At 58.7% G+C, this 20,091-nt stretch carries 15 protein-coding genes; 8 read left to right on the top strand and 7 right to left on the bottom strand.

The genetic code is table 11. The annotated features are described in order from the left end of the window. Nucleotides 1-51: 51 nt before the first annotated feature. The gene (gene pbpC / locus J2D75_RS08800; RefSeq protein ID WP_207854411.1) at nt 52-2,058 is read right to left on the bottom strand and encodes a penicillin-binding protein 1C; all 2,007 of its coding nucleotides are present in this window, start codon (nt 2,056-2,058) and stop codon (nt 52-54) included. After that, on the bottom strand, nt 2,055-7,037 hold the full coding sequence (locus J2D75_RS08795; protein ID WP_207854410.1) for an alpha-2-macroglobulin family protein: 4,983 nt from the start codon (nt 7,035-7,037) through the stop codon (nt 2,055-2,057). The genes pbpC and J2D75_RS08795 overlap by 4 nt, the downstream gene beginning before the upstream one ends. A gap of 282 nt (nt 7,038-7,319) precedes the next feature. Here J2D75_RS08795 and J2D75_RS08790 point away from each other — a divergent pair, with 282 nt between their 5' ends. After that, nucleotides 7,320-7,529 (top strand): TOBE domain-containing protein, encoded by a 210-nt coding sequence (locus J2D75_RS08790; protein WP_207854409.1) that lies wholly within the window; start codon nt 7,320-7,322, stop codon nt 7,527-7,529. Between the two features lie 19 nt (nt 7,530-7,548). Here the strand turns inward: J2D75_RS08790 and J2D75_RS08785 are convergent, their stop codons facing one another. From J2D75_RS08785 to J2D75_RS08775, 3 genes are read right to left on the bottom strand one after another with little or no spacing between them, the layout of a single operon-like run. After that, on the bottom strand, nt 7,549-8,466 hold the full coding sequence (locus J2D75_RS08785; protein ID WP_207854408.1) for a LysR family transcriptional regulator: 918 nt from the start codon (nt 8,464-8,466) through the stop codon (nt 7,549-7,551). A 9-nt stretch (nt 8,467-8,475) separates the two neighbouring features. After that, nucleotides 8,476-9,105 (bottom strand): alpha/beta hydrolase, encoded by a 630-nt coding sequence (locus tag J2D75_RS08780; RefSeq protein ID WP_207854407.1) that lies wholly within the window; start codon nt 9,103-9,105, stop codon nt 8,476-8,478. Then, complete coding sequence (locus tag J2D75_RS08775; RefSeq protein WP_243428630.1) at nt 9,102-10,169, bottom strand: glutathione S-transferase family protein; 1,068 nt, start codon at nt 10,167-10,169, stop codon at nt 9,102-9,104. The genes J2D75_RS08780 and J2D75_RS08775 overlap by 4 nt, the downstream gene beginning before the upstream one ends. A gap of 182 nt (nt 10,170-10,351) precedes the next feature. On the opposite strand from J2D75_RS08775, the gene J2D75_RS08770 reads away from it, so the two are divergent. The 7 genes from J2D75_RS08770 to J2D75_RS08740 all read left to right on the top strand — a co-directional run bounded on the left by J2D75_RS08770 (nt 10,352) and on the right by J2D75_RS08740 (nt 18,913). Continuing rightward, the gene (locus J2D75_RS08770) at nt 10,352-10,993 is read left to right on the top strand and encodes an NTP transferase domain-containing protein (protein ID WP_207854406.1); all 642 of its coding nucleotides are present in this window, start codon (nt 10,352-10,354) and stop codon (nt 10,991-10,993) included. Continuing rightward, nucleotides 10,986-11,837: a formate dehydrogenase accessory sulfurtransferase FdhD gene (fdhD, locus tag J2D75_RS08765; protein ID WP_243428629.1), complete on the top strand. Its 852-nt coding sequence runs from the start codon at nt 10,986-10,988 to the stop codon at nt 11,835-11,837. Before J2D75_RS08770 ends, fdhD begins: the two co-directional genes overlap by 8 nt. Nucleotides 11,838-12,050: 213 nt before the next feature. Next, the gene (fdnG, locus tag J2D75_RS08760) at nt 12,051-15,104 is read left to right on the top strand and encodes a formate dehydrogenase-N subunit alpha (RefSeq protein ID WP_207854405.1); all 3,054 of its coding nucleotides are present in this window, start codon (nt 12,051-12,053) and stop codon (nt 15,102-15,104) included. Nucleotides 15,105-15,117: 13 nt separating this feature from the next. Then, the gene (gene fdxH, locus J2D75_RS08755; protein WP_207854404.1) at nt 15,118-16,059 is read left to right on the top strand and encodes a formate dehydrogenase subunit beta; all 942 of its coding nucleotides are present in this window, start codon (nt 15,118-15,120) and stop codon (nt 16,057-16,059) included. Beyond that, complete coding sequence (locus J2D75_RS08750; RefSeq protein WP_207854403.1) at nt 16,059-16,712, top strand: formate dehydrogenase subunit gamma; 654 nt, start codon at nt 16,059-16,061, stop codon at nt 16,710-16,712. Before fdxH ends, J2D75_RS08750 begins: the two co-directional genes overlap by 1 nt. Beyond that, on the top strand, nt 16,712-17,632 hold the full coding sequence (gene fdhE / locus J2D75_RS08745; RefSeq protein ID WP_207854402.1) for a formate dehydrogenase accessory protein FdhE: 921 nt from the start codon (nt 16,712-16,714) through the stop codon (nt 17,630-17,632). The genes J2D75_RS08750 and fdhE overlap by 1 nt, the downstream gene beginning before the upstream one ends. A 45-nt stretch (nt 17,633-17,677) precedes the next feature. Next, nucleotides 17,678-18,913, top strand: a complete 1,236-nt coding sequence (locus J2D75_RS08740) for a molybdopterin molybdotransferase MoeA (protein WP_243428628.1) — start codon at nt 17,678-17,680, stop codon at nt 18,911-18,913. Here the strand turns inward: J2D75_RS08740 and mobB are convergent. Further along, a complete protein-coding gene (gene mobB, locus J2D75_RS08735) occupies nt 18,894-19,448 on the bottom strand; it encodes a molybdopterin-guanine dinucleotide biosynthesis protein B (protein WP_207854401.1) in 555 nt (184 codons plus the stop codon). The genes J2D75_RS08740 and mobB overlap by 20 nt on opposite strands. 33 nt (nt 19,449-19,481) lie before the next feature. Then, the gene (locus tag J2D75_RS08730) at nt 19,482-20,027 is read right to left on the bottom strand and encodes a DUF4142 domain-containing protein (RefSeq protein ID WP_207854400.1); all 546 of its coding nucleotides are present in this window, start codon (nt 20,025-20,027) and stop codon (nt 19,482-19,484) included. Nucleotides 20,028-20,091: the final 64 nt, after the last annotated feature.

Here is a 20,091-nt window from a genome sequence, read left to right as displayed (position 1 = left end):
ATTCACACCGCGGCATGTTTCATTTTTCCTGTTAAAAAATGAGTCCTGAGTTTAGCGCACCTGTATGGTGACAGAGGTTGCATGCCCCTGTGCGTCAATGACTGCGATATGGCTAAAACCCGGCCCGTCTGGCTGCCATGAAGGGGCCAGACCGGGCAGGGTTGCCAGCGGTTTGTTATTGATCATCCAGCGATAGGGCTGTGTTCCCCCTGCTGCTTCCAGCCCGATGGGAGTAACGGTGCCATCCTGCCCAAAGCTTTCAATCACGGCCCCGTTTGGTGGTGAGATGACGTGTGGTTCCCGCTGTTCGGGCAGAACCTGAAGAGAAGGAGCCAGTGGTGCAAGGGCGGGCAGGGGGATACCGATGCCTGAAGGTGTGGTGGGCAGCGTGTCCATGATCCGTACCATGACGGGAGCTGCAACATGCAGTCCGGTTATACCGGGGCTGGAAGCGCCATCTGGCCTGCCCGCCCAGACAATGACGACCCAACCAGATTGTATGCCTGCGGCCCATGCGTCTCTCTGCCCGTAAGATGTGCCGGTTTTGAAGGCAATGGAGCGTTCAGCATCGCTGTGTGCGGCATTGGGCAAAGGCGTACCGCGCAGGATGCCAAGAACCTGCCGTGCCACCGCGCTGCTGAACAGGCGTGACGGCTGGCTGCTGGGGGCGGGCCATAAAATAGTGGGAGGCGTGCTGAAGCCATCATGTGCTAGCGCGTTATAGAGCCGTGCCAGATCAAACATGCGTATGCCCGCCCCACCAAGGGCCAGAGCAAGGCTGGGGGTGGCCCCTTTAGGTAGGCGCAGGTCAACACCGTTATCATGCAGGGTGGCAATAAAGTAACGCGCCCCGATCAGGTCGAGCGCTTGCACGGCGGGTAGGTTGTAAGACTGCTGGAGCGCTGTGCGTACGGTGGCGGTGCCGTGGAAGGTGCGGTCGTAATTGCGGGGGGTATAGTTTGCAAACCGTGCGGCGCTGTCATGCAGGAGCGTATCGGGGGCCAGAACACCCTGCTGGAAGGCCAATCCGTAGATAAAGGGTTTTAATGTTGAGCCCGGTGAGCGGACCGCCATGACCATATCCATTGCACAGCCCGGACAGGTATTGCCCGCATTGCCCACCCATGCGGCAACGCTGCTATCGGGGCGTAGGACCAGCGCTGCCCAGCCCCCTGAGCGTGGCGGTGGGGTTGTTCGCAGGATACGCAGCACGGTTTCCTGTGTCGTGTGTTCAAGGCTGGTTCTGACAGGGCCGCGTGCGCCCGTGCGCCACAGATACGCTAACAGCGAGGGGGCCTGATGCGGAGGATGCGCGGTACCGATATGCCATGCCAGAGTGTTAGGGGGGGCGGCTCCCGTGCGGGCCAGCACAAGGGCTGTTGCCTGTCGTGCGGCCTGCGGGTGGCGGTCTGGCCGCAAGGCGGTGGGGCGTCTGGGTAGTGCGACCAGCAGGGCGGCTTCTGCCCTATTCAGATGGGCGGGTTCATGGCCGAACCAGAATAATGAGCCTGCGGTAATGCCTTCTATGCTCCCTCCTTCAGGAGCAAGGCCTAGGTACAGATCGAGTACGCCTGCATGGCCGTAACGCCACTCCAGTTGGAGGGCGCGCAAGGCATCCTGAATTTTGCCGCGCCATGTGTGGCGGTGGGGGGTAAGGAGCCGGGCTGTCTGCATGGCCAGCGTGGAGCCGCCTGAAACGATATGCCCGCGGAGCGCAAGCTGCCCGGCGGCCCGCAGGATGGAAAAAGGGTCCACTCCCGGATGCCACCAGAAACGCCGGTCTTCGGTTTTGAGCAGCAGGGTCAGATAGGCTGCATCCACCGCCGTGTGGTGTGTGGCCAGCCGCCAGCTGCCGTCCGTGCTGACGCGCCCGTCAAACAGGGTGTGCGTGGTATCATAGAGCACAAGAGCCTGTGCATGAGCGCGGTGCAGATCCGGTGGAAACAGGCGATCGAGTGTCAGGGCCAGAATACAGCCCAGAAGGCAGGCAATCCCCCCCATCAGGGTCAGACGGACCCATGATGGGGAGCGCTTGGGAGCGTTGTCAGGAAGGGTCATCGTGGGGCGATGGTTGTTGTTCCTGCAGCGGTACGGGCGGTCTTGGTGGGCTGGTAGAGGTCCTGCACCACGGTTTCAGGGCGCAGGAAATGGCCGGGGGTTACAGCGCGCACGCTATAGGCAAAGCGGAAGGCACCAGCAGGTAGGGCATGAGGATTTGGCCCATCCGTATCGATGCTTTCCTGCACGTTGTTTGTGTCGATATTGAAGGCGGCGATAAAACGGTCATCTCCAACAGAAATGGACCGTGCAGGTGTGGTGGATCCAAGGAAGGGCAGCGCGGTGTCATCATCGTCGCTGTTTTCAGAACGCCCTTTGAGTGGGCCTTCAATTTCCCAGCCTGCGGGCAGCATGTCGGTTATGACACATTGGTGCGGGTAGCGGTCTTTTACCGTGCCGTTGATCAGCACCACAAAACGGTCGTTCTGGCGCAGGTCGTTCGGATCAATCGGCTGGCCATCCATGTTCAGGGTGGAGACAGTCAGCGTAAACCCGTTTGAGACGGGTTTTGCAGCGTTCTTGGGGGCGCCGTTGGTCGTGATTGAGAGCCAGAGTGGGGTAGAGCCAGCATTGGTCAGGGTATATCCGTGTCGTTCGGTCGGACTGGGTGTGAAGGCCACAGGCAGGTTGAGCGGTTCGGGTAGGCGCTTACCATTGACGGCAATAGCCCGCCCGGCACTTTCATGATTGAGCGCGCTGGCGGTTTCCAGCAGGTTGACCTTGCTTTGCTCAAGCAGGTCGGCTGGGTTGGGAGCCAGTGTGGCGAAGCGGTCTACCAGATGTTGTGCCAGTGTCGTATCGCCGCTTTCGGCTGCGACTGCCGCCAGCCCTGTCAGGTCACGGACATAAATCCAGTAGGCCGGGTCAAACGGGTAGGGCTGCTTGATTTTGGGGGGAACAAGGGCTTCGCGCGCAAGGGTAAACACCTCATGGCCTGCTGTGTGCTGGTTGGTCAGCATCAGCCCGCCTGCCAGGTGGCCCAGTGCTAGGGCATCCGCTTTTGTGGCGTTGGCCGCGTCTGATCCCCAGAACAGGCTGCGCTTTTGATCACGACCACCAAAGATGTTGATAGTGTCGTACAGAGCGCGCAGGGCCGGGGCATCAGGGCGTCCAGCCCGTGCCAGCACATAAAGCGCATAGGCACGGGTATCGGGGGTTATCGTGTTGTCGTTATCAGTATCAGCCGTCGAGATATTGGCCTGCACCTGTTGCGTATCGAGCCAGTCCAGTGCGCGGTTGAGAGCAGGTTGGGGTACGGCGTAGCCTGCGGCTTTGGCGCGGCTGAGAAAATCAACCAGATAGATCTGTGTCCACGGCAGGGTATCGCCATCATACAGGCGCCAGTCGCCAATGCGGCCCCCTGCATCCTCCCGGTTGAGCAGGGTTGTTATGGCATTGCGGATAAACTGATCCGCCCCCCCTTCGACCAGTGTTGCCCCCAGATGCTCATGCCCTTTGAAGGACAGCAGGGCACGTGCTGTTGAGGCAAGGCTTTCTGATGACCCCCATGAAATATCCTGCAAGGATTGCAAAAGCCCTATGGTGTCCACCCCATTCAGGCCGGTATAGCTGAGGGTCAGGGTTGCGCCGGGTTCGAAATCCGCCAGAAGATTGGGGGGGAGTGTATAGGACTCTCCAGGTGCCTGTTGGCGGATCAATGAGCGTGTCATGGGCAGATGGCCTGCACGGACCTGTATATCCCACGAGCGGGTCAGGAGAGTATGGCCACTGCCATCATGCAGGGTTGCGGTAATATGCGCGATACCGGGTGCCTGTGCGCTTAATGTCGTGGGAAAACTCCTGCGGGCGCCTTTGGCCAAATCAGCCTTAAACGCCTGTGCACCAGTGAGTGTGACAGGGCCATCTGCTTTGATGCTGGCGGTGTATTGTCCGGGGGGGGCCTCTGTATTGACCAAGGACACAAGACTGGTTGCAGTATCGCCCGGCGCAAGAAAGCGTGGGAGCGTTATTTCAGTAAAAACAGGATCACGCACGATGGTTTCTGCATGTCCGCTCCCGACGGCATCATCCCGCCATGCGGTGGCCATCAGGTCTAGCGCACCTTCAAAATCCGGCACATCCAATGTCACGACCGCATGGCCGCTGGCGTCAGGCGTGATCTCGCCAGAAAAAAGCGAGACGACACGGGTTGATGTCACCGCCAGTGCACTTTCTTCATCGCCGCCGCCATCTCCTCCTTCGTGGATGGCACCAGCAAGGCCGGAGGGGGTGAGCAGGTGTGTGTAGGTGTCCGTTACATCAATGGCCAGTGCCTGCTGGCCGTAAAGGAGGTTGAAAATATCGGGCTGTTTCCAGTTTGTTAGTCCGATAATACCTTTGTCTACGGCTGCGAGCGTCAGGTGTATCGGGCCTGTATGCCCCCCTGTGATGGTGACGGGGATGTTCAGTTTTGTGCGTGAGCGCACAACACTCGGCGGCTTGAGTGAGACGGACAGGCGGTGTGCGGACTGGTCCGTGCCGATATAAGCCAGCCCCACCGCGCGGATGGGTTCATGCGGGCGTGCGGGAGTATCGAGCGGGCGGTAGAGAGTTGCCAGCACATAAGCCCCGCCGGGCCAGTCGGCTCCTGCCTGTACAGGAATATCAATGCCCCCTTGAGGGATGTCGAGCATACGAATGCTTTCGATATGATCGGTTGCAATGACAATCTGCGCTTTTCCGGCGAAGGGGGCTTCGATATGTACGGATGTGCTGCCGTTGGGGGCGATGGTGGCCTCTTTGGGCGTAACGGTCAGGCGGTCGGGGGCATTGGTCTGGCTGTTGTCGGCCGACCACCAGCCGACATAGAATTTCCGTGAGCTGGAAATGCCTGTCGCCGGATCAGTGACGACCAGCAGATACCGTGCGGGCGTAAGAGACAAAGACAGTTTTGCGCGGCCATCAGCCTGCGTGCTGGTGGTGCCGTGCTGAACTGGCTCATCAATCACATGCTCATGAAAACTCCACAGCCCGTTATTGTAAATCCAGTCGTAAACGCTGTTTTCGCGCACGATAGTCCATGCGAGATCCTTGATGGCCACCGGCTTGTTGTCCGGCCCTATGGTGACAATATCCGCAGGAACAGACTGTGTTTCGCCGCTTGAGCCGCTGTCGTGGGTGCTGATACCGATCACTGGCCCTGTGCGGGCCAGTGGGAGAGAGAGGGTCTGTTTAACGGCGCGGCCTGTCGGCTCAAAAAGCGAGGCTTCTATGACTGCGCGTAGGGGGCGGTTCTGCCCGGAGGGAAGGTCGGGGGCAACGGAAAGGGTAGTATGGCCCTGATCGTTGGTGTCAGGCACGGTTAGTTTCTGGTTGTTGTCATCGAGTGTCTGCGTGCACAGGCCAAATGTGTAATCGTTCAGGCCGGGCAGGGGCGTGGTGTCGGCAACAATTTTGACCCATCCTTCGCCGTGTAGTCCGGTGGCGGGCGCTCCGTATAGATAGCGTCCGCTGAGTTCGACATCCAGCGCGCCGGTTGCAGGGAATGTCTTGGCATCGCTTGTCAGGCCGACTTCCAGTGTCTGCGGCACAAAGTCCTGAACCGAGAACGAAGCCCCGCCGATAGGGGGAGAGGTCGGGTCTGCATAGGCAGAAAGCCCCCATGTGCCATGTGGTGCGCTGCTGGTGAGCGCTGCCGTGGTGACAAAGCCTCCCCCGGCGTGTGCAGGCAGGGTGACGCGCTGGACCTCGACCCCATCGGGCCGGTTCAGGACAAGAACAAGCGGTTGATTTGAAAGGGCGTTGCCTTTCTGGTCACGCAGCAGGGCTGTGATGTTTACGGTTTCCCCCGGGCGGTAAATGCCACGATCCGTAACCAGAACCGCCTGCTGTGCGCCGGGGGCGGGATGCCCGGCGGAGCCGTGATCGGAAAAATCGAACCAGGACTGGTTGACCTGTAACAGCGCAAAGTCTCCTTCAGCTCCCTGCGCTATGACAGAGACAGGGGCCAGAGCCTGCTGCCCGCGCAACAGGCCGGGGGCAAACGTGGCCTGCCCGTCGGTGTTGGTGGTGAGGTGGCCCAGTTCATCGCCATTCTGGGCGATGAGGGCGACATTGAGGCCTGATAGGAGCTTTGCCGTTGCGAGAGAGCGGGCAAAAATGTGCAGCCCGTCATGTCCCTGAATGGCGGACAGGCCTATATCGGACACATTAACCCAGTGCATCGCGAGTTCGTTATTGTTTGTATCGGACTGGATCGTGGTGAGCAGAATGCTTTTTTCAGCCGGTATGGCAGCGTTTTCCGCCGTGACAAGATACAGGCCGGACTGCTTGCCCTGCACGACCCCCGCGAGAGGGAAAGCCGTTGTAACGGTTTTGTTGTGGTTGTTTTTGACATCCAGCACACCCGCCCAGACCTGGGTAAGCTGTGAATTATGTAAAGACAGGAATTCCCACGGGGACATGGTGGTGGCCGACAGATCAATCTGTGGGCCGGAATTGGGGGTGCCGCTCATACGTAGAGAGGAAGCCTTGGGCAGACGCCATACGACAATGCGGACACGATCCATGTTGACGCTCTGCACATCAACCCCTGCGGCGGTCAGGCGTGGCAGGATATAGCCATTTCCGCTGAGTGCCAGCTGCGGCATGCGGTCGCCAGTGGCAACGGACACGTTGACAGGTGCCGCCAGCTTTCCGCCTTCCCTGTCGTGCAGACCGGGGGAAAGGGCGATCTTGTAGCGGGTATTCCAGCCCAGCCCTCCAAGGCATAGATCCGTATCATTGACCCGCACATCGGGTTTGAAGCCAGGGGTCAGGGTCAGGTGATCGGCGTATTGTGGGGCGGCTGCGCTGTCCAGAGGCTGGTCGAAGCGCAGGCAGACTTCTGGCGTATCACCGCCTGTGTTGAGGGTAAGACGCTGGAAATGCAGGCGTGGCTGGTTAGGGCTATCAAGTGGTTCTGGTGTTTTTGCGGCGCAAAGGGGCGTGGCAAGGCAGGCAGTTGCCAAAGCGATGAAGGCAGTCTGCTGTAGTTTCATGTTGCACGCGCTTTCCATTGTAGCCGGTTGGCGGGTTAAAGCCACAGTCAAAATAAGCGGTGATAGTAATGGTGCGAGTGGAAATGGTAAAACAAATTGTTTGTGGCGAATGATTTTCTGTTTTTTCTATTAACCCCTTAGAGATGTAGCGAGTAGCCAAAAATTGTGTTTCCCTGTGCGTAGGGTGTGGCAATATGGTGCCTTATCAGGAAATAACCTGATACAATAAGCTTGTTCTTAACAAGGCAGAGTATTGGGCCGTATTTTTTAAGGAAGACGATCATGAAACTTAGCGCACGTAATCAGATTAAAGGCACCGTGGTTAAAATTGAAAAAGGAGCGACAACCTCGCATGTCAGTATCGAAATCAGTGGTGGGGTTGTGCTGATGGCGTCCATTACCAATGAAGCCGTAGCCGATCTTGCCCTGACAGAAGGCGCACCTGCTTACGCTGTTATCAAGGCATCGGATGTGATGGTGGGGGTTGCGTAAGGTTTATGCGGATTGCTGTTTACCAGCCTTCATCCCATTCTGGTTTCCCCCTGAAATAGTCGGCCAGAAAATCTGACAAGACCCGCACTTTGAGCGCAAGGTGGCGGGCAGGTGGGTAGAGGGCATGAATGCCCAGAGGGGGCGGTTGGGCATCCCGTAGCAGGGGAACCAGCCTGCCCTCACGCAGCTTTGGCCCAGCGATGAAGCTGGGCAGCAGGGCTATGCCAAGCCCGCGCTCTGCCGCCATCAGGCAGGCCTCGCCATTGGAAAGGGTGATCCGCCCTGTTACCGGAATGGTGACGGACTGGCCTGAGACCGGATTGCGGAATGGCCAGCTATGAGGGTTACGGAAATTGGTGTCGATAATACACTCGTGCTGGCTCAGCTCTTCAGGCGCTGCTGGCATGCCGTGTGCTTCAAGGTAGGCGGGGGAGGCCACCATAACAATTCTGGCTTCGCAGAGTCTGCGGGCGATCAGGCTGCTGTCGGATAGCTGGCCGATCCGCACGGCAAGGTCAAAACCATCCTCGACCAGATCCGCCAGATGATCGGAAAAACTGACATCGCATTTCAGGCTGGGGTAGTGTTCGGCAAAATCCAGCAGGGCGGGCATGAGCTGGACAGAGCCGAACGACATGGGGGCGGTAATGCGCAGGCGACCGGAAGGGGCGCCGCTAGTGTTGCGTATCGAGGCGTCCAGTTCATCACGCTGTTCGAGCAGCACCTTGATACGCTCGTAATAAACCTGCCCGATTTCTGTTGGAGAAAGGGCGCGGGTGGTGCGTTTGATAAGCTGGACGCCCAGATCGGTTTCAAGTCGGGACAGCATTTTTGACGCCTGACCGCTGCTGACCCCCATACGCTCGGATGCCGCGACAAAACTGCCGGTTTCGAGAACGGAGACAAACAGACGATCCAGACTGATGCGATCAACCATATAGGGCCCCTAGTGTAAAACCTCCGCTGCTGCCGGCGGCAGACAAGTGTGAATGAAGGTGGCGGCCTGTGCAACGCCATCGGCAGACAGCGCATGGCCAACACCGGGCAGGATAAGGGTTTTTACGCTCAACCCGGCCTGTTCCAGCGCCTGCGCCGCACGGGGGGCTTCCGCCACGGGCATGACGGGGTCTGCATCGCCATGAACCAGCAGCACCGGGGTCTGGAGTGCAGGCGTATAGGGGAGCGGTGAGGCCAGACGCCCGGAAAACGCCACCACACCCGCCACAGGCCAGCGGCCGGACACCACCGCATCCAGCGCCATGATCGCACCTTGCGAGAACCCGACCAGCACCACCCGTTCCGGCTGGCCGGACAGACCCGCATCGTCCAGAGCGGCATGCAGGGTCGTATCAAAAGCCGTGCGCGCCGCAGCAACCCGTTCCGCCCGATTGGCGTCTGTTACGCCCTGAATGCTGAACCACTGTCGCCCTAGGGGCGAGCGGTCAAAGGCAAAGGGGGCATCAGGGGCGGCCAAAGCAAGGTCGGGCCGTTGGGCGCTCCACTGCCGGATAACAGGGGCAAAGCCAGCGCCCTGACTACCAACGCCGTGTAGAAGAATGACAAGGCTACGGCTCATGACGGCAGGCCTTTGCCGCGTGCCGCCGGGCTGAGGTGGCGTGCCCATGCCAGATCAGGCCCAAGCGGGACGATGGTGGTGGGGTTGAGCGCCTTGATCGAGTAATATCCGGTTTTGATGTGATCAAGGTTGACCGTTTCCGCAACGCCGGGCACGGCAAGCATGCGTTCAAGATGGCGGCTCAGGGCAGGGTAATCCGTAATGCGCTGGCGGTTGCACTTGAAAAGCCCATGATAGGCTGCATCAAAACGCACCAGTGTCACGAACAGCCGTATATCTGCTTCCGTGAGGGTATCACCTATCAGCCAGCCATCGTGTTCGGCCAGTCGGGCTTCGAGCGTATCGAGCATGCCAAAGACATCAAGAAAGGCCTCGTCATAGGCTTCCTGTGTGGTAGCAAACCCGGCGCGGTACACACCGTTGTTGAGGCGCTGGTAAAGGGGGGTGTTCAGGGCGTCTATCTGCGGTTGCAGGGCTTCGGGGTAAAGGTTGTATTGGGCCGAGGCCAGAGCGCCAAAACCGCTGTTGAACATACGGACAATATCGGCGGACTCGTTATTGACGATGGTCTGTGTTGTTTTGTCCCAGAGCACCGGCACGGTTGCGCGGCCGGTAAAATGCGGGTCTGCGCGGGTGTAGAGTTCATGCACCCATGTGGCGCCATTGAGCGTGTCCTGATCGGCACCGGGATAGGTGCCAAAGCGCCAGCCCTGATCGCTCAGGAAAGGTTCCACAACACAGACCGAAACACTGTCCTGCAACCCTTTCAGCCTGCGTGCGATCAGCGTGCGTGAAGCCCAGGGGCAGATCAGCGCGACATAAAGGTGGTAGCGGCCTTTTTCTGCGGCAAACCCGCCCTCACCGGTCGGGCCGGGGCGTCCATCCGGTGTCACCCAGTTTCGGAAGGATGAGGTCTGGCGCACAAACCCACCTTTTGCATCCTTGTTTTGCACGGGCTGCCAGTTTTCAACCCATTTTCCATCCACGAGCATAAGCGTAATCCGTTCCTGCGTTGGGGGTAATACGGCTGAAACGGGCGGAGCCGCTGACTGTTTCAGGCGCATGGTGCATGCGCCCTGTGTAGGCGCTCCCTGCTGTCAGGAGTAACGGGGCGGATGGCACGGCATTTCTTCCGTGCAGGAATGAATGAACGTCAGCCGCCCCGAAGCGCTGTCTTGTGGCGCAAAGGGTATGCAGGCGACCTTATGGTCGGATAAAAGGTTTTCAGAAAATCGAGGGGTCTTCAATGAACGCCGGATGCTCACCAGTGCAGGGCCAGAATGCGTCGCTTTTCGGGCTTGTGCTCACAGGTGGGCTGAGCCAGCGTATGGGGGCGGATAAGGCAGCCCTGTCTTATGCGGGGCAGCCGCAGCTTGTCCGGGCGTTTACCCTGCTGAGTGCGCGGGTTGCTGCCTGCTTTGTTTCGCTACGGGCGGCACAGTGCGATGACCCGCTGCGGCGGCAATACCCTATTATTGTGGATACGCTGGATGAGTGCGGGCCAACGGCGGGCCTTGTGGCGGCCCATATGGCTTACCCTGAGGCCGCATGGCTGGTTCTGGCCTGCGATATGCCATTGATGGATGGGGCCAGCCTTGATGCGCTGATTGCTGCGCGTGGCCCGCATTATCATGCGGTGGCTTTTCGGAGTGGGTATGATGGCCTGCCCGAGCCCTTGTGTACGATATGGGAACCGGCGGCCCTTGCGCTGCTGTGCCAGCAGGTTGCCGCCGGAGGGGTAAGCCCACGCCGGGTTCTGGTAGGAGAGGCCACGCGGATTGTGCCAGCCTGTAGCCCCGAAGCGCTGCATAACGTCAATACCGGGCAAGAGCGTGAAAGGGTGGTGGAGATGATGCACAAGCGACAGGGTGGCCCCCATTATGGATGAAGGCTCCCGTGCGGAAGGGCTGATCCAGCCAGTGCGGCCTCTTTTTGAGACGTTGGAGGTAACGGCGCTGGATGCTCCGGATACGCTCATGCCGCTCAATGTTGCTGATGAAGTTCCGGTCAGGCTGGTTTTCAACGGTATTTTTCCGCATGGCACCATGATGCTGACACCGGCTGATCTGGCAGATTTTGCCTTTGGCTACTGCCTGACAGAGCAGATTGTGGACAGCGCCCGGCAGATCCGTGCGGTGGAGGTTGTAGAGGAAGGCGATGGCCTTGCGCTGCATATTGCCATTACGGGCGATAAACTAGCCGTGCTGCTCCGGCGCAGGCCGCGTGCGCAGACAGGCCATTCGAGTTGCGGCCTGTGCGGAAGTGATGACGTGCCCACACCCGAAGATGCCGGATGCACGCCATTTTCATGGGATAACCCGATTGCCGCTGAGGCGGTGCGCAATGCCCTGCACGGGCTTGAAGCCGCCCAGACGCTGAATGCCGCAACCCGCATGGTGCATGGCGCGGCGTGGGCCGATGCACAGGGGCGGATTCTGCTGATCCGCGAGGATATCGGGCGGCACAACGCGCTGGACAAGCTGATAGGCGCTCGGCTGCGTGATGGTGGTCTGTCTTCAGCCGGTTTTTGCGTGCTGACAAGCCGATATTCCTTTGAAATGGCGCTTAAGACCGCGCGGGCAGGTATGGAAGGGGTGGTGGCCGTTTCAGCCCCGACCCGTCGCGCCCTGCATCTGGCCGAGCGCATGAACCAGACTGTGATCGCCATTGCCCGGCCGCACAGGCAACTTGTGTTCTGTGGTGCCCGGCGTCTGGTTGGACGCGAGGGTTAGGCGGCTGGATGCTGAAAAATGGCAGTATTCAGCCTTAATTGGTAAATAGTACCAAGTTAATCACTATAATTCATCATATATAGATAAGATGACGGCATTTTTAAAATTTGAAATTATTGAACACGATGTCTTGATTGGGATCAAAGACATAGTAAACCATCCGTGTTTGAAATATTATCTAGTGCAGCGATCAGAATAACAGGACATTTCCTTATGACGAGCCTTGGGCGCAGAGCGTTTTTGGTGAACACTGGCACATGCGTGGCCGGTGCCAGTGCGATGGCCCTCGGGTTTGTCCCGCCGCGCGCGCAAGCGCAGGAAACACGGCAATACAAGCTGCTCCGGGCGCGCGAGACGCGTAACAACTGCACCTATTGTTCGGTCGGCTGCGGTATTCTGATGTATTCTCTGGGGGATGGCGCCAAGAACGCCAAACCCTCCATTTTCCATATCGAGGGTGACCCGGATCACCCCGTAAGCCGTGGCTCCCTCTGCCCCAAGGGCGCAGGGCTGGTGGATTTCATCCATAGTGAAAGCCGCCTGCAATATCCTTCCTACCGCGCACCCGGCACTCAGGAATGGAAGCAGATCAGTTGGGATGAAGCAACTGACCGTATCGCGCGGCTTTTGAAAGAAGATCGCGACAAAAACTTTATCCAGACCAACGCAAAGGGTGAGCGGGTCAATCGCTGGGTCAGCACCGGCATGCTGGCATCTTCCGCTGCCAGTAATGAAACGGGGCTGCTTGATTTCAAGTTCGCCCGTGCAATGGGCATTGTAGCCCTCGACTGTCAGGCGCGCCTGTGCCACGGGCCGACCGTTTCCGCGCTGGGGTCAAGCCTTGGCCGTGGCGCCATGACCAATAGCTGGGTGGACATCAAGAATGCCAATGTCGTTCTGATTATGGGCGGTAACCCGGCGGAAGCGCATCCGGTGGGCTTCAAATGGGTGATGGAAGCCAAAATTCGCAATGCAGCCCATGTCATGGTGGTGGACCCGCGCTTTAACCGCAGCGCTGCGGTAGCGGATTTTTACGCGCCGATCAGGGCCGGGTCGGATGCCGCCTTCCTGCTGGGTGTTGTAAACTACCTGCTCTCACACGACAAAATCCAGCACGACTATGTTGCTGCGTACACCAATGCCGCCCTGATCGTGCGCGATGATTTTCAGTTTCATGAAGGGCTGTTTACTGGTTACGACGAGAAAACGCGTAGCTACGATATGGCCTCGTGGGATTACGCGCGGGATGATCAGGGCTATGCGCAAAAAGACCCCACGCTGCAAAACCCGCGCTGCGTCATCAACCTGCTGCGTGAACACGCCAGCCGTTATACGCCCGAACTGGTCTCGCAGATTACCGGCACACCGGAGAAGGATTTCCTCCATGTGTGCGAAACGCTGGCGGCGACCAGTGCGCCAGACCGCACGGCCACCATTCTGTTCGCACTGGGGTGGACACACCATACCAATGGTTCGCAGATCATCCGCACGGCGGCCATTGTACAGATGCTTCTGGGCAATATCGGCATGCCCGGTGGCGGCATGAACGCCCTGCGGGGACATTCGAACATTCAGGGCTATACCGATCTGGGCCTGCTTTCCACCCGCCTGCCCGGGTACATGAACCTGCCCAAGGACAACCAGCAGACACTGGATGGCTACCTGCAGGACACGACCCCCAAGGCGGATGAACAGGGCGAGGTCAATTACTGGCGCAATACGCCCAAGTTTTTTGTCAGTCTGATGAAAACCCTGTGGGGCGACCACGCGACCCCCGCCAATAACTGGGGTTATGACTGGCTCCCCAAATGGGACCGCAGTTACGACATGCTGGCCTATTTTGACCTGATGGGTCAGGGCAAGGTTAACGGCTATATCGCGCAGGGCTTCAACCCTCTGGCGGCCATGCCGGACAAGAACCAGATGCGCGCAGCGCTCTCGAAGCTCAAGTTCCTGATCACCATCGACCCGCTTGATACGGAAACATCCAATTTCTGGCGGAATGAGGGTGTGTATAACGACGTAAAGCCCGAGGAAATCCAGACCGAGGTTTTCCGTCTGCCGTCCACCTGCTTTGCTGAGGAAAACGGCTCTATCGTCAACTCGGCGCGGTGGCTGCAATGGCACTTTGCCGGAGCGAAACCGCCGGGCGATGCGTGGGGTGACGGGCGTATTCTGGGCACGATCTTTACCAAGCTGCGCGCCCTCTACGCCAAGGAAGGCGGCACATGCCCCGAGCCTGTGCTGAACATGCAGTGGAACTACCGCGACCCTGAAGAACCAACGGCTGAGGAAGTGGCACGCGAAGCCAATGGTTATGCGCTGGCCGATATTCACGATGCCTCGGGCGCTGTTGTCCTGCACAAAGGCGACCTCCTGCCTGATTTCTCCGTTCTGAAAGATGATGGCACTACCAGCAGCTATTGCTGGATTTTTGCAGGTTCATGGACGCAGGCGGGCAACCAGATGGCCCGGCGTGACAACACCGACACCGGGCTGGGCAATACGCCGGGCTGGGCGTGGGCATGGCCTGCCAACCGGCGTCTGCTGTATAACCGGGCCTCCCTCGACCCGCAGGGTAAGCCTTGGGATCCGCGCCGCCAGATTATTGAGTGGAACGGAGAGCGCTGGACGGGTGCCGATGTGGCGGATTATCCACCCACCTCACCACCGGGGAGCGGTGTTGGGCCTTTCATTATGCAAAGTGAAGGTGTGGCAAGGATATTTTCCCGCAAGGGGTTGATTGATGGGCCTTTCCCCGAACATTACGAGCCGACGGAAAGCCCCATTGCCGGAGCAGCGCTGGGCAAGACCGTGCGGCACAACCCGGTTGCGCGCATGTTTCCCGATGATGTGGCGCGCATGGGTGGCCCGGCGCAGTTCCCGTATGTGGCGACAACCTATTCCGTTACCGAGCTTTTTCGCCATTGGACAAAGCATTCACGCCTGAACGCCATTATGCAGCCTGAGCAGTTTGTCGAAATTGGCGACCGCCTTGCGGGCAAGCTGGGTATTGCCGCAGGTGATATGGTGCGGGTTTCTTCCAAGCGCGGCTATATCGAGGCCAAGGCTGTGGTTACCAAGCGGCTCAAGAGGCTGAACGTGCTGGGGCAGGAGCTTGATCAGGTCGGTATCCCCTGTCACTGGGGCTTCATGGGGGCGACCCGCAAGGGCTTTCTGGCCAATACGCTCACACCGGCGATGGGGGACGTGAACTCCTTAACGCCCGAGTTCAAGGCTTTCCTTGTCAATGTCGAGAAAGTCTGAGGAGCGCTGAAAAATGGGCATGCAGTCACAGGATATTATCAGACGCTCCGCCACCAACGGGTTTACGCCGCCGCCGCAGGCGCGCAGCCATGAAACAGAGGTGGCCAAGCTGATCGACGTTTCCCTTTGCACGGGGTGCAAGGGCTGTCAGGTCGCATGTTCCGAATGGAACGACCTGCGCGACGAGGTCGGGCATAATGTGGGTATTTACGACAATCCGGTCGATTTAACCCCCGAAACATGGACAGTAATCCGGTTTGACGAGGTAGAAGACGAAAGCGACAAGCTGGAGTGGCTTCTGCGTAAGGAAGGCTGCATGCACTGCGAGGATCCGGGCTGCCTGAAGGCCTGCCCTAGCCCCGGTGCCATTTTGCAGTTTGCCAATGGTATTGTCGATTTCCAGTCCGACCAGTGTATCGGCTGTGGATACTGTGTGGCCGGGTGTCCGTTTGATATTCCGCGTATCAGCAAGACGGATAACAGGGCTTATAAATGCACACTCTGTGCGGACAGGGTGGCGGTCGGTCAGGAACCGGCCTGTGTGAAAACCTGCCCCACCGGTGCCATTTCTTTCGGTTCCAAGGCAGAAATGAAAGACCTTGCCGCCGAGCGTGTGGATGAGCTTAAGGGCCGTGGCCACCATGGTGCGGGCCTGTACGACCCACAGGGCGTAGGTGGCACACATGTGATGTATGTGCTCACCCATGCAGACAAGCCCGAGCTTTATCACCGCCTGCCTGCTGATCCGACCATCAGCCCTGTTGTGCGGGGCTGGAAGGAATGGCTCAAACCCTTGGGTGCGCTTGGCTTTGTCGCCACGGTTGCCGGGGCTTTTGCCCATTACATGGGGGTTGGCCCGAACGAGACGGATGAAACACCCCATAAGGAGCCAGAACAGGCTCCGGTGCAGGAAAAGGCCGAGAACGGGCCTTCCGATAACGCAGGAGATGCGTGATGGATACGAACAATCGTGTGCTGCGCACCAAGTTTGGTGACCGTCTGCTGCACTGGACAATGGTGAGCTGCTTCTTTCTTGTCGCCATGTCTGGGCTGTCGTGGTTTTTCCCCAGCCTGCACTGGCTGGGCAGCGTGCTTGGCCCGCCGCAGCTTGCGCGTATCCTGCACCCGTTTTTGGGTGTGGTGGTGTTCGCGCTCCTGATGTGCATGTTCGTGCGCTTTGTGCACCACAACATGCCTGTGCGTACGGATGGTATCTGGTTCCGTCATGTGCTGGATGTGCTGCTGAACCGGCATGGGCAGAAACTCCAGATCGGTAAATACAATGCCGGGCAGAAAATTCTGTTCTGGGGCATTATGGCGCTGATCAGCGCATTGTTCGTGACGGGGCTGGTGATCTGGCGGGCCTATTTTGCCATGTATTTTCCCATTCCGGTGATCAGGCTTGCTCTTCTGGCGCATTCGGCGGCAGCACTGGCTCTTATCCTGCTGGTTCTGGGGCATATCTACATGGGGCTTTGGGTGCGCGGGTCGATTACAGGCATGATCACGGGTTACGTGTCGCGGGCATGGGCGCGCCAGCACCATGACCGGTGGTATGCTGAGGAAGTGGCTCCCGAAGACACGTCATCCATCAAGCACCACCCCTGATGCGCCCTGATTCCGACATCGTTCCGCTGGATAAGCGGACACCGGGTGTGGCGACGATTGAGCCGCTGATTTTTCCTCAGCTTGAGCGCCTTTACGCCCGCCGTGCCGAAAAACTGCGAGCATTGGCTGACAAGGATCAGGAACCCCCGGTTTTACTGAATGGCGAGTATTTTCTGTTCCTCTCCCATCTGGTGGAGGGGCAGAAAGGTCTTGTGGAACAGTCACCGCTGGCTGAAGCGGATCGGGCGAGCATCCGCGCACTGGCTGCGGGCGGTTACAGGCAGGATGAACTGGAAGACACTCTTCTGGGCCTGACAGTCTGGCAGTCCGCTTATGCGCAACTGGTGGAAAGCCTGAAACCGCATTTACAGCCCGATATTGTGGCGGATCTGCTTGCTGGTCTGGAGACGCCTGCGGTGCTGAGCGCACAGGCGGCCCTGCTGTTGCGTGGGCAGTATGATCAGGTTGATCCGGGTCTGTCCGTGCTGTTGTGGGCGGCGTTGTCTGTCTGCTGGGCGCAGGCCATGAGCCAGCATGAGGATATGCCGGGTATCGGGCGGGCTACGCATTGTCCCTGCTGCGGTGCGCGGCCGGTTGCCAGTCTGGTTCTGGGGGGGGATCGCGAAGGCTTACGCTATCTGCAGTGCAGTCTTTGCGAGACGCGTTGGCACAGGGTGCGCGGCGTATGTGTAAACTGTCATTCCTCGGCGGATCTTCAGTATTATACACTGTCTGAGAAAGCTCCCGATCAGGCGGAAGCCTGTGGTGAGTGCAAAACCTATATCAAGGTGTTCCGGCTGGATTACGATCCTGAACTGGAGGCGGTGTCGCATAACCTTGCCTACCAGTTGCTGGATAGTCTGGTGGTGCAGGAAGGGTTCACCCATCTTGGGTTCAGCCCTTTTGCCTTTCCCGGCTGAACGCTGTGCCAGACAGAAAACCGGATAGAAAAAACGAGAGCCTGTATGCCCGATGATACACCCTGTATGGTTGCGTATGATACCGCACAGGCGCTCCTGACGGCCACACTCCATGATTTATTGCCTGAGCGGGTTGAGAGCCTTGCCCCCCTGCAGGCCTGCGGGCATGTGCTGGCGGAAGGTGTGCAGGCTCGCACTCCCCGGCCGGATGCCGATATTTCCGCCATGGACGGGTATGCTTTTCGTGTTGGTGAGATGGAGCAGGCCGGAGCGTTGGGCTTGCCCGTTCAGGGTTATGTAGCCGCCGGCACAAGGCCCGAACCCTTGGCACCGGGCGTGGCCTGCGAGATTCTGACAGGCGCGCGTATTCCCCAAGGGGCGGATGCGGTGGTGGCGCGCGAACGGACTGCGCGTGTGGGCGACCATATCGCGCTGGCCGAGGGTGTGGGTGCCAGAACAGGCATGAATATCCGCTGGGCGGGCGAGGAGTTTGCCGCAGGGCAGTGCCTGCTTGAACCCGGTACGGTGCTGGACTGGCGGCATGTGCCGTTACTGCTGGATCAGGGTAGAACGGCCGTGCAGGTTTACAGCCCGCTGCGTGTAAGCGTGCTGGCCAATGGGGCCGAGTTTGCCTGTCAGGCGGAAGATGGCCGGACGGAACTCAATACCCATATGCTCGAAGCCATGCTGCGCAGTGCCACGGTGCAGATTACCAGACAGACTTCGGCTTCAGACAGTGCGGATGAACTGGAACAGGCTTTGCGCCACTGTGTGGAACAGGCGGATGTTGTGGTGACAACAGGCGGGATTTCTGTCGGCCAGACAGATCATGTCCTGCCTGTTTTGCAACGTATGGGTGCCACCTGCCTGTTCAGGCGGGTGAGCATGCGTCCGGGTAAGCCCATGACGGTCATGAAGCTGGGCCGGACAGTTGTCTTCTGCCTGCCCGGTAATCCGGGGGCGGCGGCTTTATGCGCCCAGCTTTTTGTTGTGCCATTTTTGGTGGCCCTGAGTGGTCGTGCCCCAGCCATGCAGGCTAGCATCCCTGTCATGGGTATCAGCCAGTTTGCTTACAGGTCTCTGCCGGATGCCACGTGTTTCCTGCCGGTTTCTGCTGAGTGGGATGGAGAGCAGGCCCGTTTCAGCCTTGTGCCTTCGGTCGGGGCTTCTGACATTCAATGCCTGACGCGTGCGGGCGGGATTATGCGGGTTGATGCCGGGCATGCGGTGCAGGTGGGAGATCGGGTGGGTATGCTCGCGTTTAGCGGTCTGGGGCTGTAGCGGTCGTCTGATCAGGCAGGATAATGGTTGCGTTTTCTTTTATAAACGCAGAAATTTTTTCAATGTCATCCAGTCCAATGAATGTCAGGTGTTCGGAGCGGGATGGTTTTTCCGGGCTATCCGTCACCACCAGCGAGATGCTGGGTGTATCTGGAAAAAGCGGGGGTTTTTGTGTGGAAGGCCGCCAGACTTCCAGACAGGCGGGTACGGTTGCATGAAAGCCTTCCACCAGAATCAAATCCACAGGGTTCATGGCCTGTAAAAGTGTAGGCAGGGAAGGAGGGGATTCCATTTCATGCTGGAGCACCCAGCGTTGCGGGGTGGCCAGCATGACTTCATGCGCTCCATTCTGCCGGTGCAGAAAGGTATCCTTGCCTGGCTGATCCATATCCACACCGTGATGCGTGTGCTTGATGGTGGAAACCCGCATGCCCTGTTTTAGGAAAAAAGGTAAAAGTCTCGTAATAAGTGTCGTTTTTCCTGATCCGCTACGCCCGGTTATACCAAAAACAGTGTGTGCGCGTGCGGTTGGCATGATGGCAGGCAGACCTTTTGGGACAGGTTTACGTTACTGGATTTGTGCCTGATAGGCTGCCAGCTTCGTGTTGATGTCTTTTGCCAGCTTGACCAGATCCATGTTGGAGGATGCGATGATTTCCGCATCAAGCACAGCTTTCATGCGTGTGATTTCGCGTGAGAGATAGCGCAGATACTGACGGTCAAACGCTGCGCCATGCAGGGTTTGCAACCGTTTGATAAGGGTCTGGTCTTCTTTGGGGGCAGTGGTGGGCAGCGTGATGGCATGGGTGGTAAGTAGCTTTGCAAGAGCCGTTTTTTGGGCAGCCGTATCCTGAAGAATGGTCGCACCCAGTGTTGCAAGATCACTCCTGGCCGCATTGGTTTTGGCGCTTGCAGCGGTCGCGCTCTGTACAATGTTCATGGTGTTGAGCTGCTGAATGAAGGCAATATCAGCTGGTGTAAGCGTTGCGGCCATTGCTTTGAGCGGGGGCAGGGGTGGGGCCGGCGGCTGTGCATGGGTGCAGGCGCTGAGCGCGAGAAGCGATGTCATGAAAGGCAGCAGGGCGTGCAGCCTGAAGCGCGATGCTGGTGACATGAGCGGCGGTTTCTCCCTGAAGTCTGTACTCTTTAACGCTGTCAGGCAGGGCATGGGCTGCACC

The organism is Acetobacter suratthaniensis (assembly GCF_017377745.1).
GTDB classification, from domain to species: Bacteria; Pseudomonadota; Alphaproteobacteria; order Acetobacterales; family Acetobacteraceae; genus Acetobacter; species Acetobacter suratthaniensis.
The sequence above is the reverse complement of the archived record's forward strand: the minus strand, read 5'-3'. Positions and strand labels throughout refer to the sequence as shown.